The organism is Streptomyces sp. NPDC057486 (assembly GCF_042802415.1).
Taxonomy (GTDB): Bacteria; Actinomycetota; Actinomycetes; order Streptomycetales; family Streptomycetaceae; genus Streptomyces; species Streptomyces yanii.
On sequence record NZ_JBHVEE010000083.1, the window covers coordinates 1 to 15,832 of the forward strand.

General features: G+C 69.6%; 14 protein-coding genes and 1 pseudogene. 7 read left to right on the forward strand and 8 right to left on the reverse strand.

Going from position 1 to position 15,832, the window contains the following annotated elements; genetic code table 11:
• Positions 1 to 136: 136 nt before the first annotated feature.
• Positions 137 to 232 (forward strand): annotated as a pseudogene (locus ACFU6I_RS31085) (IS5/IS1182 family transposase); the annotation flags it as partial.
• 77 nt (positions 233 to 309) lie between these two features.
• Here the strand turns inward: ACFU6I_RS31085 and ACFU6I_RS31090 are convergent.
• The 3 genes from ACFU6I_RS31090 to ACFU6I_RS31100 all read right to left on the reverse strand — a co-directional run bounded on the left by ACFU6I_RS31090 (position 310) and on the right by ACFU6I_RS31100 (position 2,507).
• Entirely contained in the window at positions 310 to 1,068 is a 759-nt protein-coding gene (locus ACFU6I_RS31090; RefSeq protein ID WP_384372652.1) for an SDR family NAD(P)-dependent oxidoreductase, read from the reverse strand.
• A gap of 50 nt (positions 1,069 to 1,118) precedes the next feature.
• The gene (locus tag ACFU6I_RS31095; RefSeq protein WP_384372654.1) at positions 1,119 to 2,087 is read right to left on the reverse strand and encodes an alpha/beta hydrolase; all 969 of its coding nucleotides are present in this window, start codon (positions 2,085 to 2,087) and stop codon (positions 1,119 to 1,121) included.
• A gap of 102 nt (positions 2,088 to 2,189) precedes the next feature.
• A complete protein-coding gene (locus tag ACFU6I_RS31100) occupies positions 2,190 to 2,507 on the reverse strand; it encodes a putative quinol monooxygenase (RefSeq protein ID WP_384372656.1) in 318 nt (105 codons plus the stop codon).
• A gap of 144 nt (positions 2,508 to 2,651) precedes the next feature.
• Between ACFU6I_RS31100 and ACFU6I_RS31105 the strand changes: the two genes are divergently transcribed.
• Entirely contained in the window at positions 2,652 to 3,557 is a 906-nt protein-coding gene (locus tag ACFU6I_RS31105; RefSeq protein WP_384372658.1) for an AraC family transcriptional regulator N-terminal domain-containing protein, read from the forward strand.
• A 118-nt stretch (positions 3,558 to 3,675) separates the two neighbouring features.
• Here the strand turns inward: ACFU6I_RS31105 and ACFU6I_RS31110 are convergent, their stop codons facing one another.
• On the reverse strand, positions 3,676 to 4,569 hold the full coding sequence (locus tag ACFU6I_RS31110; RefSeq protein ID WP_384372660.1) for an AraC family transcriptional regulator N-terminal domain-containing protein: 894 nt from the start codon (positions 4,567 to 4,569) through the stop codon (positions 3,676 to 3,678).
• A 191-nt stretch (positions 4,570 to 4,760) separates the two neighbouring features.
• Between ACFU6I_RS31110 and ACFU6I_RS31115 the strand changes: the two genes are divergently transcribed.
• From ACFU6I_RS31115 to ACFU6I_RS31135, 5 genes are all read left to right on the forward strand, one after another.
• Entirely contained in the window at positions 4,761 to 5,303 is a 543-nt protein-coding gene (locus ACFU6I_RS31115) for a (2Fe-2S)-binding protein (protein WP_384372662.1), read from the forward strand.
• A complete protein-coding gene (locus ACFU6I_RS31120; RefSeq protein ID WP_384372664.1) occupies positions 5,300 to 6,286 on the forward strand; it encodes an FAD binding domain-containing protein in 987 nt (328 codons plus the stop codon). Before ACFU6I_RS31115 ends, ACFU6I_RS31120 begins: the two co-directional genes overlap by 4 nt.
• 39 nt (positions 6,287 to 6,325) lie before the next feature.
• The gene (locus ACFU6I_RS31125) at positions 6,326 to 8,482 is read left to right on the forward strand and encodes a xanthine dehydrogenase family protein molybdopterin-binding subunit (protein ID WP_384372666.1); all 2,157 of its coding nucleotides are present in this window, start codon (positions 6,326 to 6,328) and stop codon (positions 8,480 to 8,482) included.
• Between the two features lie 72 nt (positions 8,483 to 8,554).
• Positions 8,555 to 9,532: an XdhC family protein gene (locus ACFU6I_RS31130; protein WP_384372668.1), complete on the forward strand. Its 978-nt coding sequence runs from the start codon at positions 8,555 to 8,557 to the stop codon at positions 9,530 to 9,532.
• 235 nt (positions 9,533 to 9,767) lie between these two features.
• On the forward strand, positions 9,768 to 12,335 hold the full coding sequence (locus tag ACFU6I_RS31135) for a SpoIIE family protein phosphatase (protein ID WP_384372670.1): 2,568 nt from the start codon (positions 9,768 to 9,770) through the stop codon (positions 12,333 to 12,335).
• 90 nt (positions 12,336 to 12,425) lie between these two features.
• Here ACFU6I_RS31135 and pssA read toward each other — a convergent pair whose 3' ends face one another.
• The 4 genes from pssA to ACFU6I_RS31155 all read right to left on the reverse strand — a co-directional run bounded on the left by pssA (position 12,426) and on the right by ACFU6I_RS31155 (position 15,831).
• Positions 12,426 to 13,280 (reverse strand): CDP-diacylglycerol--serine O-phosphatidyltransferase, encoded by an 855-nt coding sequence (gene pssA / locus ACFU6I_RS31140; protein WP_384372672.1) that lies wholly within the window; start codon positions 13,278 to 13,280, stop codon positions 12,426 to 12,428.
• Complete coding sequence (locus ACFU6I_RS31145; protein ID WP_384372674.1) at positions 13,267 to 13,914, reverse strand: phosphatidylserine decarboxylase; 648 nt, start codon at positions 13,912 to 13,914, stop codon at positions 13,267 to 13,269. Before ACFU6I_RS31145 ends, pssA begins: the two co-directional genes overlap by 14 nt.
• Positions 13,915 to 14,095: 181 nt before the next feature.
• Complete coding sequence (locus ACFU6I_RS31150) at positions 14,096 to 15,301, reverse strand: acyl-CoA dehydrogenase family protein (RefSeq protein ID WP_384372676.1); 1,206 nt, start codon at positions 15,299 to 15,301, stop codon at positions 14,096 to 14,098.
• Positions 15,302 to 15,303: 2 nt separating this feature from the next.
• Complete coding sequence (locus tag ACFU6I_RS31155; RefSeq protein WP_384037886.1) at positions 15,304 to 15,831, reverse strand: MaoC family dehydratase; 528 nt, start codon at positions 15,829 to 15,831, stop codon at positions 15,304 to 15,306.
• Position 15,832 lies beyond the last annotated feature (1 nt).

The following is a 15,832-nucleotide window of genomic DNA, read 5'->3' on the forward strand; positions in this document are numbered from 1 at the left end:
TGGGGGGGCCGGCGGGGGGGGGGGGGGCCGCCCGCGGCGGCCCGCCCCGGGTGCTGATCGTGGAGGCGCCCTGGTCCCCACCCGCGACCACAGCATCGACGAGCAGTCGAAGAGCTACCGGTACGCGACCAACCATAGGAAGATCCTTCGCGACTGCCGTCTGAAAGGCGAAGGTGTCCACCAAGCCACGCTCGGCATTGCCCGACTGCACAACCTTGTCCTCTCCGGGTGACGCAGAAACCAGCGGGTCGCCCCGCCCCACGCCCAGAACAACGAGCCAGGGACCGCACAGGGTCGGCCGGGCAGGTCCTAGAGTTTGTAGCCGCCCGACACCTCGATGTTCTGAGCGGTGACCCAGCGGCTCTCGTCGGAGACCAGTGTGGCGATCATCGCGCCGATGTCGCCGGGTTCGCCGACGCGGCCGAGCGCGGTCTTCGCGGCGAGGGTCGGAACGACCTCGGGGAAACGGGTGAAGGCGTCGTCGGCGATCCGGGTGCGGGTCGATCCCGGCGAGACGGCGTTGACGCGGATGCCCCGCGTGCTGAATTCCTTGGCCATGTACCGGGTCAGCACGTCCAGGCCGCCCTTCATCGACGCGTAGGCCGAGTAGCCGGGCTCCGGGCTGGCCGTCGCCGCCGAGTTGCTGCTCGTGTTGACGATGGCCCCGCCGTCCGCCATCAGGGGCAGCAGCCGCTGCGTCAGGAAGTACGGTCCCTTGAGCAGGACCCGCATGAGCCTGTCGAACGTCTCCTCGGTCGTGTCCTCGATCAACGAGGTCTGCGCGAAACCGGCGTTGTTGACCAGGTAGTCGTACGTGCCACGCTGCCAGGTTTCGCGCAGCACGGCGGCCACCGTGTCGCGGAAAGCCGCGAAGGTGCCGGTCTCACCCACGTCCAGCGGCAGCGCGACGGCTGTGCCGCCCTCCTTCTCGATGGCGGCGGCCGTCTCCAGCCCTCCTTGCGGGTTGTTGCCGTAGGTCAGGATGACTCCGGTTCCGCGCTTGGCGATCTCGATCGCGGCGCTCTGTCCGATGCCGGAGCTGGCGCCCGTGACGATGGCGACCTTCATGGTGTTCCTCCTGGGTGCAGTCGTGTGTGTGCGTGAGTGAGTCGGCGGCGCTATGCGGCGGAGTCCGGGGGCAGGACTCGGGCGAGCCAGTCGGTGCGGGTCCGACGGGCCGTGGCCGAGATGCGCGCCTGCGGGTACAGCGCGTCGAACCCGTGGAAGCCGCCCGCCCAGACGTGGAGTTCGGCCTGGCCGCCGGCGGCCCAGATGCGGGTGGCGTAGTCGGCGTCCTCGTCGCGGAAGACTTCGGCGGAGCCGGTGTCGATGTAGGTGGTAGGCAGGCCCGAGAGGTCGTCGGCCAGGGCGGGGGAGACGTACGGGGGTACCTCGTCGTCGGTGAGGTCGCCGAGGACACAGCGCCATCCGAACTCGTTCATCTCGCGGGTCCAGACACCGGGTCCGCCGGAGTACTGGCGGCTGGAGGCGCTGGTGTTGCGGTGGTCGAGCATGGGGCAGATCAGCATCTGCGCGGCAATCGCCGGTGTGCCGAGGTCGCGGGCAAGCAGTGTGACGCCGGCGGCGAGACCGCCGCCCGCGCTGGCTCCCGAGACGACGATCCGGGCGGGATCGATGCCCAGTTCGGCGGAGTGTTCGGCGACCCAGAGCAGCCCCTGGTAGCAGTCGTCGACCAGGGCGGTGCCGGTGGCATCCGGCGCAAGCCGGTAGTCCACCGAGACCACAACCGCGCCGAACCGGTCGAGCCATTCCAGCGGGATGTCGATCTGCGAGAAGCGGTCGCCCATGACCATCCCGCCCCCGTGCATCCAGTACACGCAGGGTGCGGCGGTGGTGCGATCGGTGTTCGCGGGACTGAACACCGACAGGAGGATCGCGGCACCGTCCTCGACGGGCACGGTGACCTCGCGCCGGTCGACCTGCCGGTGGGCGAGAAGGGACTCGACCGGTGTCGACGGAAGCCGGCGCAGCTGCGCGAGAACTTCCGGGCTGAGCTGGGACGTCAGCGGCATGTCGGCCAGCAGCTCACGCAGTTCGGGGTCCAGGTCGGGTCGTGCCGTTGTCATGCTTGCCGCCTTTCGTGGGGTGGTGCCGGAGGTCGGGCGAGGAGGGGGCCGCTCGGCAGGCGCCGAGGCGGCAGGGGGCCAGGACGGGGGGCGATCGCCGGATCAGAAGGCGGCCTTGCCGCAGACCGGCACGTAGTCGGTGTACTCGGACTTCTTGGCCAGCAGTCCTTCGATCTGCGCCACGATGGATCGGGCGGCCTCACCGGCGAAGATCCGGTGGTGGTCCTCCTCGGTGGTCCAGCCCTCGGTGACGTGGACGACGGCGGGGTCGGACGCGGAACGGGAGACCAGGTAGACGACGCAGTGTTCGCTCGCGCCGGGGCCGCCCCCGTGCAGGCCGGTCAGCAGCAGGTCGACCAGACGGTCGCCCATTCCGGGCCTGGCGGTCAGGGTGGCGTTGAAGCCATAGTTGACGATCATGGATGCCCTCTTCTTCGGTGATGGAGTGAGGTGATTCCATTCAACCGACGTGACCTGCGAAAACGTTAGAGCGATGCTCGCTCGTACTTGCACGATCCTCGCGGGCACGGGAGCCGCAGCATGGAGTGGTGCTGCAATGGACGCATGTACCTTGAAGAGCTCCGCACCCTGCTGGCCCGGCACGCCCGGCCCGACTGGACCACCGCCATCGACGGCGTCCTCATCTCGAAGGTCGACCGGTCGGATCCGCCGGCGCCCTCGATGTCCGGCACGGTGCTCGCGGTCATCGCCCAGGGCGCCAAACGACTCGCCCTGGGCGAGCGGGTGTATGAGTACGGGCCCGGGCAATACCTCGTCGCATCCGTTGATCTTCCCGTCACCGGGCAGTTCACCCAGGCCGAACCCGAGCGGCCGGCCCTCGGCTTCGGTCTCACGCTGGAACCGTCCGCCGTTGCCGAGCTGCTGCTCGAGGCCGGGCCCGGAGACACCCCCCGCGTCGGCGGGGGCGCGCCGTCGGGCATCGCCGTCAGCGACGCTCCGGCCGCACTGCTCGACGCGGTGGTCCGTCTGCTGCGCCTGCTCGACGAGCCCCGCGACCGTGCCGTGCTGGCCCCGCTGGTCAAGCGCGAGATCCTGTGGCGCCTGGTCACGAGCGAGCAGGGTGCGACGGTTCGCCAGCTCGGCCTGGCCGACAGCGGCCTCAGCCACATCTCCCGGGCCGTGCGCTGGATCCGCGAGCACTACGCGCAGCCCTTCCGGGTCGAGGACGTCGCGTGCATTTCCGGCATGAGCGTCTCCGCCTTCTACCGCAACTTTCAGGCGGTGACGGCGATGAGCCCCATCCAGTTCCAGAAGCAGATCAGGCTGCAGGAGGCCCGGCTGCTGCTGGCCACCCACCCGGGCGACGTCACCGGAGTCGGCCGGCGCGTCGGCTATGACAACCCGTCACAGTTCAGCCGGGAATACCGCCGCCAGTTCGGCGCGCCCCCCAGCCAGGACGCCGTTCGTCTGCGTCATACCGTGCGCACCCCGGCAGGTGGCCTTCCCTGAGCCATGTGGACCGTGGTGGAGGATCGTGGTTCAAAGAAGCGGTCACCAGCAGGACGGTGTGCTGCAGCCTGCCTCCCGCCCCGGTGTATTCCGCCCGCAAGTCGCGTGTGCGAGCCGGTCAGTTCCCTGCGTCGGCGGCCGCGAATCGCATCGCGTCCTGACTGGGTGGCGCGCCGAAGAGGCGCCGGTACTCCCGGCTGAACTGGGACGGGCTGTCGTATCCCACGCGGTATCCGATGTACGCGATGTCTTTTGGATGTGCCGCAAGAAGAAGGCGAGCCTGATGGAGTCTGATCTTCTTCTGGAACTGAATCGGACTCATTCCGGTGACGGCCTGGAAATTCCGGTGGAAGGCGGAATTACTCATCCCGATCAGCTCTGCCACGTCGTCCACCCGGAACGGCTTTCTGTAGTTTTCCCTGATCCAGTGCACGGCTCTGGCGATGTGCGCGAGCTTGCTGTCGGCGAGACCGATCTGGCGGACCGTCGCCCCCTGCTCGCTCGTGATCAGGCGCCACAGGATCTCACGTTTGACGAGGGGGGCGAGCATGTCCCTGTCCCGCGGCCGGTCGAGCAGGCGCACCAGGCGCACCAGGCGCACGGCGGCGTCGAGGAGCTCGTCCGACGCGGTGCTGACGGCGATGGCCGGGGGCGCGGTGCCGTTCGCCGGAAAACTGCCGGGCGCGGCCTGCAGCATCATCTCGGCGACCTCCGAAGGCTGCAGGAGCAGGCCGAGCCCCAGCGCCGGCCGGTCCGCCGTGGCCCCGACGAAGTGACCGGAGACGGGCAGGTCCACCGATGCGACCAGGTACTGGCCGGGGCCGTACTCGTGCACGTACTCGCCCAGCGCGAGACGTTTGGTGCCTTGGGCGATCAGCGCCATGACCGTTCCGCTCATGGCCGCATGGGATGCCTGCGACTCCTCACGGCCGATCAGCACGCCCTCGACGGCGGTCGTCGCGTCGGGACGGGCGTGACGCGCCAACAGGGTCCGGAGCTCATCCAGCAGCATGTACGGATTGATACACCGAAGACAAGGGAAGGTCCAGCGTTCCTTTCCGGCCCCTGCGAGACGACGGAGAGCATTGTGCAAGGCTTCGCGACTATCGGGCAAATGAGTTGTGCAGGCGACCTGATTGAATCTCAGTCGTCCCCCAGGGTGTGCAATTCGCCGGCTCGTTGAGTCGAGGAAGGAGGAGCGGAATGACAGACGGAACCCACAGTGAAATTCTTCTTCACGTCAATGGTCTGACGCATCGTCTGAAGGTCGACAACCGCAGGACACTACTCGACACACTCCGTGAAAGCACCGGTCACACAGGGCCGAAGAAGGGCTGCGACCGCGGCCAGTGCGGCGCCTGCACGGTGCTCCTGGACGGCCGGCGCGTGGTGTCCTGCCTGACGCTGGCGGTCGCCACCGACGGCTCGGACGTCACGACGGTCGAGGGGCTGGCCTCCGACGGTGAACTGCACCCTCTGCAAAAGGCGTTCGTCCAGCTCGACGGTTTTCAGTGCGGGTACTGCACACCCGGGCAGCTCTGCTCCGCGGCCGGGATGCTGGCCGAGCACGCAGCGGGCTGGCCCAGCGCGGTCACCGCCGACGTGTCACCTGAGGAACCGGCACCCGAGCTGGACGCCGCGGAGGTACGCGAGCGACTGAGCGGGAACCTGTGCCGCTGCGGCGCGTACCCGTTCATCGTCCGCGCCGTGTTGGAGACCGCGTCCCGAACGGAGGCGAAGGGATGAAGGAGTTCACCTACCAGCGGCCCGCACACGTACGTGACGCCCTTGCCCTGGTCGCCGATGACGGCGCCCGGTTTCTGGGCGGCGGAACCAATCTCGTCGACCTGATGAAGGACGGCATCGAGACACCCACGCGGCTCGTGGACGTGCGCCGCCTGCCGCTGGACGGCGTCCGGGAGACATCCGACGGAAGCCTCACCATCGGTGCGACGACGACCAACAGCGACCTGGCGGCCCACCCCGAGGTGCGCCGCCGGTACCCGGCGCTCAGCCAGGCAGTGCTGGCGGGCGCATCGGGGCAGCTGCGCAACATGGCGACGGTCGGGGGCAACCTCCTGCAGCGCACCCGGTGCGGGTACTTCGCAGATCCCTCCCAGCCGTGCAACAAGCGCAGCCCCGGCAGCGGCTGCGCCGCGATCGCCGGAGAGCACCACAACCACGCGATCCTCGACTGGTCCGAGCACTGTGTGGCCACCCATCCCTCGGACATGACGGTGGCATTGGCGGCGTTCGACGCCCTCGTGCACTACGAGACTCCGGACGGGACCCATGAGATCCCGCTGTCCGAGTTCTACCTGCCGGTCGGTGGGAGCCCGCAGCGGGAAACGGTGCTGCCCCGCGGAGCCCTGATCACCGCCGTCACCCTGCTGGCCGGCGCGGCGAGCCCGCGATCGCGCTACCGCAAGGTCCGCGAACGCGCCTCCTACGCCTTCGCCAACGTGTCCGTCGCAGCCGCGCTGGACGTCCACGAGGGCGTCGTGCAGGGTGCCCGGATCGCGCTGGGCGGCGTCGCCTCACGGCCCTGGCGTGCCCACGCGGCCGAGACCGCCCTGAGAGGCGCCCCCGCCACCCCCGACCGCTTCCGAGCCGCCGCCGACGCGGAACTGACCGCCGCGCGGCCGCTGCGCGACAACGCGTACAAGGTCACGCTGGCCGGCAACCTCGTCGTGGCCGTCCTGACCGAGCTCGTCCACCGGGCCGAGTGACGAACCGGCCCCGTCACACGTCCTGAAGGAGATCACCACATGGACGACGCTTCCTCGACCGGCCTCTCCCCGACACATCCCGCTCCATCGGCCGACACGAACGAACCACCGCCGGGAGCCATCGGCGCATCACGGCCCCGGGTGGAGGGCCCGGCCAAGGTCACCGGCGCGGTGCGTTACGCCGCGGACGAGCCGATGAGCGACCTGGCGCACGGCTGGGTCGTCACCTCCACGGTGACCCGCGGACGCATCCGCGAACTCGACACCTCCGCCGCGCTGGCCATGCCCGGCATACTGGGCGTGATCGACCACCGCAACGCGCCCCGGCTCAACCCGGAAGCGGGATCGTTCTTCGGCCCCGACGGCGGTATGCACCTGCTGCAGAGCGAGGAGATCCCGCACTCCGGCCGGCCGATCGCACTGGTGGTCGCAAGGACGGCGGAGCAGGCTCGATCGGCGGCCATGGCTCTACGGGTGACGTACGACGAGGAACCGCACGACGTCGACTTCTCGCCCGACCACCCCGCCGCCCGCCCGGCGACATCGCACTTCGGAGAGGATGCCACCGTCGGCGACGTGGACGTGGAGCTCGCCGCGAGCGCGGTGGTCGTGGACGAGCGCTACGTCACCCCCGAGGAACACGGCGCCGCCATGGAGCCGCACTCGGCGACCGCCTGGTGGGACGGGGAGCGCCTGCAGATCGTCGACTCCAACCAGGCGCCCTTCCTGGTCGCCATGACGGTGGCCACACTGTTCCGGCTGGACCCGAAGGAGGTGCGCGTCCGGTCCCTCCATGTCGGCGGCGGCTTCGGTTCCAAGTCGGGGACGTGCGGACCCCAGTTGGTCCTGGCGGTGATGGCCACGAAGATGTTCGACCTGCCGGTACGCGTCACCCTGACCCGCACCCAGGTGTTCCAGATCATCTCGATGCGCCCGGCGACCGACCAGCGCGTACGGATCGGGGCGGACCCCGACGGCCGGCTGCGGGCCATCGACCACGCGGCGGCCTTCGAGATCTCCAAGCTCGCGGACTACCTCGAGAACTGCACCGAACTCACCAACACGCTCTATGCGGCACGGGCGATCCGCACCCGGCGCACCGCTGTGCCGATCGACATCCTGCCGCCGTACTCGGTGCGCGGGCCCGGCACGACTCCGGGTTCGTTCGCCCTCGAGTCCGCCATGGACGAGGTCGCGGAGCGCCTGGGCATGGACCCCCTCGAACTCCGGCTGCGCAACGAACCCGCCGTCGGCCCTGTCACCGGCCTGCCCTTCAGCCGCCGCGACCTCGTCGCATGCCTCACGGAGGGCGCCCGCCGGTTCGGCTGGGCCACCCGCGACCACCGGCCGCGAACGCGCCGGGAAGGGCATCTCCTCGTCGGCACCGGGCTGGCAGCCACGTCCTTCTCCGCGGGGGCGCTGCCCTCGTCGGCATCGATCACCGCGGAGACCGACGGGACCTTCACCGTGGCCGTCGGCGCCAGCGACATCGGCCAGGGCGCGCGCACCGCGCTGACCGCGGTGGCGGCGGAAACTCTGCGCGTCCCCTCCGAACGGGTACGCCTGCTGATCGCCGACAGCGACCTCGGCCCCGCCTGGGGCGCCAGCGGATCCCGGGGGACCGCGTCCTGGACGTGGGCGATCACCGAGGCCGCGGCCGAGCTCCGCTCCCGACTGGACGGCGCCGCACTGCCCCTGACGGCCTCATACGACACCACCGAGGCGCTCGGCAAGCTGCCCCTCATGGAACGGCACGCCTACAGCGCCGTTTTCTGCGAAGTGAGCGTGGACCCGGCGACCGGCGAAGTACGGGTACGTCGGCTTCTGGGGATGTTCGCCGTGGGCCGCGTGATCAACCCACTGCTCGCGCGCAGCCAGCTCGTCGGCGGCATGATCATGGGGCTGTCGACGGCCCTGCACGAAGAGGGCGTGCGCGATGCCGCAACAGGGCGCCACATCAACACCGACCTCGCCGGCTACCACATCGCCGCACACGCCGATGTACCCGACATCGAAGCCGACTTCGTACCCGACTACGAACCCGACATTCCGGCAGGGGTCAAGGGAGTCGGTGAAATCGGCACCGTGGGCACTGCAGCCGCGATCGCGAACGCCGTCTGGCACGCCACCGGCCTCCGCCGGCGAACCTTGCCCATCCGCCTCGACCGCGTAATCGAAGAAGGTCCCGGATCGTGAGCCGCCCGCAACAGCCGGCACCCCGAGCGCGGCCGTCTCGGCCCGGGCCCAGCACCTGACCAGGAGGCAAACGTGCTACGGGAAGTCTGGCCCTTCGTCGACACCCACCGCCAGGCGGGCCGGACCGTCGTGCTGGCCCGCCTGGTGGGCCGGGACGGCCCCGGATCACGGCCGCTGGGCGCCACCATGGCCATCGCCGACGACGGCACATGGCGCGGCTCGCTGTCGGGCGGCTGCGTCGAGGGCATCGTCCTGGACCGGGCCCGCACCGTCCTCGCAGGCGCCCCGCCCCACATGACCTCCGTCAACCCGGGGCAGGACCTGCTGCCCTGGGAGGACGCCCCGGCCTGCGCCGGCGAACTGCGGATCCTCATCACGCCCGCACCACCCGAGCCGGTCCTCTCCGCCATCGGCACAGCCCTGGCCGAGGACCGTCCGCTCGCGGTGCGGGTCGGTCTGCGACCGCCCCAGCGCTGGTCGACAGCAGCCGCAGCCGACCAACTGCCCGACATGGAAGACGCGTTCACCGAGGAGCTGGCGCCCCGGCCACGGCTTCTGCTGGTCGGCGCCACAGATCTCGCCGCAGTCCTGGCCACCCTGGCCAGACCCTTGCACCGCAAGGTCGTGGTCCTCGACCCACGGCCGGGGCACGTCGCCTCCGGAGCGTTCACCGAATCGACCGCCGACGTCGTCCGTTCCTGGCCCGACGACTGGATCGCCCGCCACCCACTCGCCGCACGCGACGCCGTCGTCGCACTCAGCCACGACCCGCGCATCGACGACCGCGCCCTGCGTGCGGCTCTGGCCGGTCCGGCCGGGTACGTCGCCGCGCTCGGCAGCCGGGCCACCCACGTGCAACGTCTGCGGCGCCTGACCAACACTCCCGGACTGGACCGCCTGGCCGGCCCGGCGGGCCTCGATCTCGGCGGGGCGTCCCTCGCCGAGAGCGCCCTGTCCATCCTCAGCGAGCTTGTCGCGGTGGACAACGGACGCGGCGGGCGCCGCCTGCGCGACGGCACCCTGCCCGTCCGGGCTGCAGCGCACGCCTAAGAGGAGCTCATAGGGCGGTCCTGTCATCCCTGGCGGGCGCACGACGACGGCTGCGGCGCCTCGCCGCGGTGTCGGAACGCCGGAATGCACCCGGTACGAGGACGTCCCTCCGCCTTGGGACGCACCACATCCGACGCCGCGCGCCGATCCACCAGGGATGACGGGACGGCCCTCAGCCGATCAAGTCGTAGGCCGTGGGTTCGAATCCCACCCGTCCGGCGGCGCCGCCTCGCGCATGCTTCCCGCTCGGGGCACCGACGTGCGCCGCAGGTCGGCCGGGGCGCATCCTGGCTGTGTGACCTCGTACGGCCTGCCCCCGTACCCTCCGCCCGAGAACGTGGCGGCGACGGGGAGGGCGAGCGGCGGCGGGGTGCCGGACGAATTGTCCCTGGTGCTCGCGCAGGCCGCGGTGAGCGCGATCGAGTCCGCCGGTGGGTATGCCGGTGGCGTATATCTGCGCTCCGGTTACCCCGAGCTGCTGAGGCTCTCCGTGCTCGCCGGGCTGCCGACCCAGCTGTTCCACCCCTGGTGGCGCATGCATATGAACCGGCCCTTTCCCGTGGCCGAGGTGTACCGCTCGGGGAAGCCCGTCCACCTCGCCGACGTCGAGGAGGGCATGCGCCGGTTCCCGCAGCTGATGGCGGGCATGCCGTTCCCGTTCGGTTCGCTGTACATGCCCGTCTTCGGCGGCCGGGAGAAGTTCGGCGTCCTCGTGGTGCTGCGCCCGGCCACCCCCGGCAAACCCGTCTCGCACGCCGACCGGCGCGCGCTCCGCGACATCGCCCAGCGGCTCGGCGCGGAGCTCGCCGGACTGGCGGCCGGGGGCACCAAGGTCGTATGGGACGGCGAGCCGGTCCCCGTGCAGCTACCCTCCGTCACCGTTCCACCGGTACGGATCGGACACTTCGACTGGGACCTCGAAACCGGTGCCGTCGACGCCGACGCGGAGCTGTGCGGGATCCTCGGCACCGAGCCCGCGCGGTTCCCGGGCACCATCGACGGCCTGACGGCACTGCTGGCACCGGAGGACGTGTACGGACTGTGGACCCTCGCCCGCCGGGCGGCGAGTGCGGGCGGACCGGTCGTACGCAGGATGCGGTTGCGCGGCCCCGACGGCCGGACCAACCTCCTGGAACTCTCCAGCCGCTGGGCCCAGCCACCGCGCAGCGGCGCGGCCGGGACGCTGACCGGATTCCTGGTGGACCTCGGGGCCGGACCGGTCATCGCCGAGGCCGCCGACCGGCTCCCGCGCGGCATCTTCTCGCTCGACCGGCTCGGACGGATCACCTACGTCAACCAGCTGGCGGAGGAACTGCTCGGCCGGCAGCGGGGCGAGCTGGTCGGAAGCCTCCTGTGGGAGGCCCTGCCGTGGTTCGGGCATCCCGCGTACGAGGATCACCACCGAGCCGCACTGCTGTCCCACGAGCCCGTGCACTTCCTCGCGCGCCGCACCGAGCGGGACTGGCTGGCGGTGTCCCTGTACCCGGGCCACGACGGCGTGACCGCCGCGCTCTCCGCCACGGAGGAGCCCTCCTTCCCGCCGGACGCCGCCGGACCGGGCGAGGTCCTGGGTTCCCCGCTGGAGTCCTCGGCCGGGGTGTACCGTCCCGTCGCCCTCGCGATCGCGCTGACGGAGGCCGTCACCGCCCGCCAGGTGTCCGCGGTGGTCACCCAGGAACTGCTCCCCGCGTTCGGCGGCAGGCAGCTGGCGATCTACCTGCTGCACGAACGCCACCTCTACCTGGCCTGGGAGACCGGTTTCCCGCACGGCTTCCTGAACAGCTTCGACGGCGTCGCGCTCGACGCCCGTCTGCCCGGCGTCGAGACGCTCACCTCCGGCCACCCCATGTTCTTCGAATCCATGCAGCGCCTGGCCTCCGCCTACCCCGGCATACCCCTGGACGCGAGCGTCGGCGCCCGCGCCTTCCTGCCGCTCATCGCCTCCGGGCGGCCCGTCGGCTCCTGCATCCTCGGCTTCGACCAGCCGCGCGGCTTCAGCCCCGAGGAACGCACGGTTCTCACCGCGCTCGCCGGACTCATCGCCCAGGCCCTCAAACGAGCCCAGCGGTACGACACCGAGTCCGCCGTGGCACGCGGCCTGCAGAATGCCCTGCTGCCGCACCGCCTGCCCGTACTCGACCAGGTCGACACCGCGGGGCGGTACCTCCCCGGCACCCAGGGCATGGACATCGGCGGCGACTGGTACGACGTCATCGAGACCGACCGGGGTCTGGCCCTGGTCATCGGGGACGTCCAGGGGCACGGCGTCGCCGCTGCGGCGACGATGGGCCAACTCCGCAGCGCCGTACGCGCCTTCGCGCTCAGCGGGCACGAACCGCAGGAAGTGATGAGCGGCACCAACCGGTTGCTCATCGACCTCGACCCGGGCCAGATCGCCAGCTGCTGCTACATCGTCCTCGACCCCGCCACCGGTCGCACGCAGCTCGTCCGGGCCGGGCACCCGTACCCCCTGCTCCGCCACCCCGACGGCACGACCGAGGTCCTGGAGCTCCCCGGCGGGGTGGTGCTCGGCGTCACCCCCGACGCCACCTATCCCGTCAGCCGCCTGCGGCTGCTCCCGGGCGCGATCCTGGCGCTCTACACCGACGGACTGGTCGAGCAGGCGGGGGCCGACATCGACGACGGAGTCGAGCGGCTGCGCGGCATCATCGAGGCAGCCGATGCGCCGTCCCTCGTCGGCATGGCGGACCTGGTGATCAGGGAGGCGAGACGGGAGCCCGACCGCCCCGACGACATCGCCGTCCTGCTCGCCGCCCGCTGGGTCCGCGCGCAGCGCGCGTAACGGGTGCCGGCCGGACATGCGAGAGGGCCCGGGTGCTGGGGAAGCACCCGGGCCCTCGTCGTACGTTCTGTGCGGCTTCGCCGCGCGGCCCTAGGGCAGCTGACCCGCCCGGGCCTCGCGCCGGTTGTCGCGGAAGGTGTTCACCCGCCGCGCCGTCGCGAAGAGCGGGATGACCGCGCCCAGGACCACCTGCAGGGCGCAGCCGGTCTGCAGGAGCAGGTGACCGCCGGGGGCGTCGAACGCCCACGCGGCGAGCAGGCCCATCGCGGCCACGATCCAGCTGAGCATCGCCACCGCGAGGACTCCACGCGGCTTCGGGTACTCGACCCGGCTGACCATCAGCCACGCCACCCCGATGATCGCGAGCAGCGTCGGTACGAAGGGCAGCTCCAGGAGCACGATCGAGACGACCGTGAGCGCTCCGAAGGGGCTCGGCATGCCCTGGAACATGCCGTCCTTCATGGTCACGCACGAGAATCTGGCCAGTCTCAGCACCACGGCCAGCAGGACGACGATCGCCGCGAGCGCCGACACCCGCTGGTATGCGTCGTCCGCGACCATGCCGTACACCAGCACGAAGTACGCCGGGGCCAGGCCGAAGCTGATCAGGTCCGAGAGGTTGTCCAGCTCCGCGCCCATCGGCGAGGAGCGGAGCTTGCGCGCCACCAGCCCGTCGAAGAGGTCGAAGACCGCGGCGAGGAGCATCAGGATCACGGCGGTGGCCGCGGAGTGCCGGGCCATGCCGCTCTCGTCGCTGCCCGTGAGGTGCGGGATGAGGATTCCCGTGGTGGTGAAGTACACCGCCATGAAACCGCACGTGGCGTTACCGAGAGTAAGGGTGTCCGCTATCGACAGCCGCAGAGAGAGCGGCATGTCCTCGGCGTCGTCCTCGCACTCGCTCTCCGGCACCCAGCCGGCCTGTGTGTCGGGATCAATCACGGTCAATTCGAGTCACCCCCGCGGTGGTGGCCTGGCCGACCTCGACCGCGACATCGATACCTTCCGGAAGGTAGATGTCGACCCGGGAGCCGAAGCGGATCAGGCCGATGCGCTCGCCCTGCTCCACCTTTGTGCCCTGCGGGAGGTACGGGACGATGCGACGGGCAACCGCACCCGCGATCTGCACCATCTCGATGTCGCCGAGTTCGGTGTCGAAGTGCCAGACGACGCGCTCGTTGTTCTCGCTCTCCTTGTTGAATGCCGGGACGAACCCACCGGGGACGTGCTCGACCGATGTCACCGTGCCGGCCAGGGGCGCGCGGTTGACGTGGACATTCAGCGGGCTCATGAAGATCGCGACACGGGTGCGTCCGTCCTTCCACGGCATGATGCTCTGCACCACACCGTCGGCCGGAGAGATGACCCGGCCCTGGGCGATCTCGCGCTCGGGGTCGCGGAAGAACCACAGCATGCCCGCCGCGAGGGCGGTGGTGGGCACGGCCACAGCGGCCCAGCGTCCGGACTTGCGGGCCCGGGCGAGGCTGAGGGCCGCGGTGGCGACGGTCGGGAGGAGCCACGGCGAAGCTCCGCGCGCAAGGCGGACCCCGCCGCGTGGTGCAGAGGTTTGGCTGTCGGGCATGGATGACCTTCGTAGCGGATGAGGCCGCGCTGGCAACGGGGGACGGCGGCTTTTCCGGCGATGTTATCGGTTGCGAGCCGCAACTGGGCAAGCCAGCAGCCGAGTCGGACGGCTGGAAGGCACCGGCAGAGGATGACAGGGTGTGATCTTCTTCGCGGCCAAATCACCTTGAAGGGGACAATCAGCCCTGGAACCGGTACTCCTCGAGGAGTCGGCGCCCAATGATCATTTTCTGGATCTCGGCGGTACCTTCACCGATCAGCAGCATCGGGGCCTCCCGGTAGAGGCGCTCGATCTCGTACTCCTTGGAGAAGCCGTAGCCGCCGTGGATGCGGAAGGCGTCCTCGACGACTTCCTTGCAGTACTCGGAGGCGAGGTACTTCGCCATCCCTGCCTCCAGGTCATTTCGCTCCCCGGAGTCCTTTTTGCGTGCCGCATTGACCATCATTGCATGGGCGGCTTCGACTTTGGTGGCCATTTCGGCCAGCTTGAACTGGATGGCCTGGTGCTGGGCGATCGGCTTTCCGAAGGTGTGGCGCTGCTGAGCGTAGGAGACACCCAGTTCGAATGCACGCTGCGCGACACCACAACCACGTGCAGCCACATTTACCCGGCCGACTTCGACGCCATCCATCATTTGGTAAAATCCGCGGCCGGTGGCACCGCCGAGTACGCGATTGGCCGGAATGCGTAGTCCGTCCATGATGAGTTCGGTCGTGTCGACGCCCTTGTAACCCATCTTGTCGATCTTTCCGGGGATGGTGAGCCCCGGCCGGACCTCGCCGAAACCCGGTTCCTTCTCCACCAGGAAGGTCGTCATCGACTTGTGCGGGGCCGTGCCCTCGGGGTGGCCTTCGTCACTCCGGCACAGTACGGCGACGAGCGAGGACGTGCCGCCGTTCGTCAGCCACATCTTCTGGCCGTTCAGGACGTACTCGTTGCCGTCCCTGACGCCCTTGGAGCTGATCGCGGAGACGTCGGAGCCCAGCGCCGGCTCGGACATCGAGAACGCACCCCGGACCTCGCCCAGCGCCATGCGGGGCAGGAACGTGTCCTTCTGTTCCTGGGTGCCGTGCTGCTTGAGCATGTAAGCCACGATGAAGTGCGTGTTGATGATTCCCGACACGCTCATCCAGCCGCGGGCGATTTCCTCCACGCAGAGCGCGTATGTGAGAAGCGACTCACCCAGACCCCCGTACTCCTCGGGAATCATCAGCCCGAACAGGCCCAGTTCCTTGAGCCCCTCGACGATCTCCGTCGGGTACTCGTCGCGGTGCTCCAGCTGGGTCGCGACAGGAATGATCTCCTTGTCGACGAAATCCCGGACCGTGGAGAGGATTTCCTGCTGGATGTCGTTCAGACCGGCCGTCTGGGCGAGTCGCGTCATGGTTACTTCTCCACGTTCTTCTGCGAAGGCTGGTTCAGCTCCGGGCGGCCGGGCTGCTCGCCGCCGCGCTCCTTGATGTACGTCTCGGTGGGGACCATCACCTTGCGTCGGAACACGCAGACGAGCGTCCCGTCCTGCTTGTATCCCTTGGTCTCCACATGGACGATTCCGCGGTCACTCTTGGATTTTGACGGAGTCTTGTCGAGGACGGTCGTCTCGCCGTAGATCGTGTCGCCGTGGAAGGTCGGCGCGACATGCTTCAGGGACTCGATCTCCAGGTTGGCGATCGCCTTTCCGGAGACGTCGGGGACGGACATGCCGAGCAGCAACGAGTAGATGTAGTTGCCCACTACAACGTTCTTGCCGAAATCGGTCGTCCTCTCCGCGTAGTTGCTGTCCATGTGCAGCGGGTGATGATTCATGGTCAGCAGGCAGAAAAGGTGGTCGTCGTACTCGGTGACCGTTTTTCCGGGCCAGTGCTTGTACACCGCACCGACCTCGAACTCCTCATAGGTGCGTCCGAACTGCATG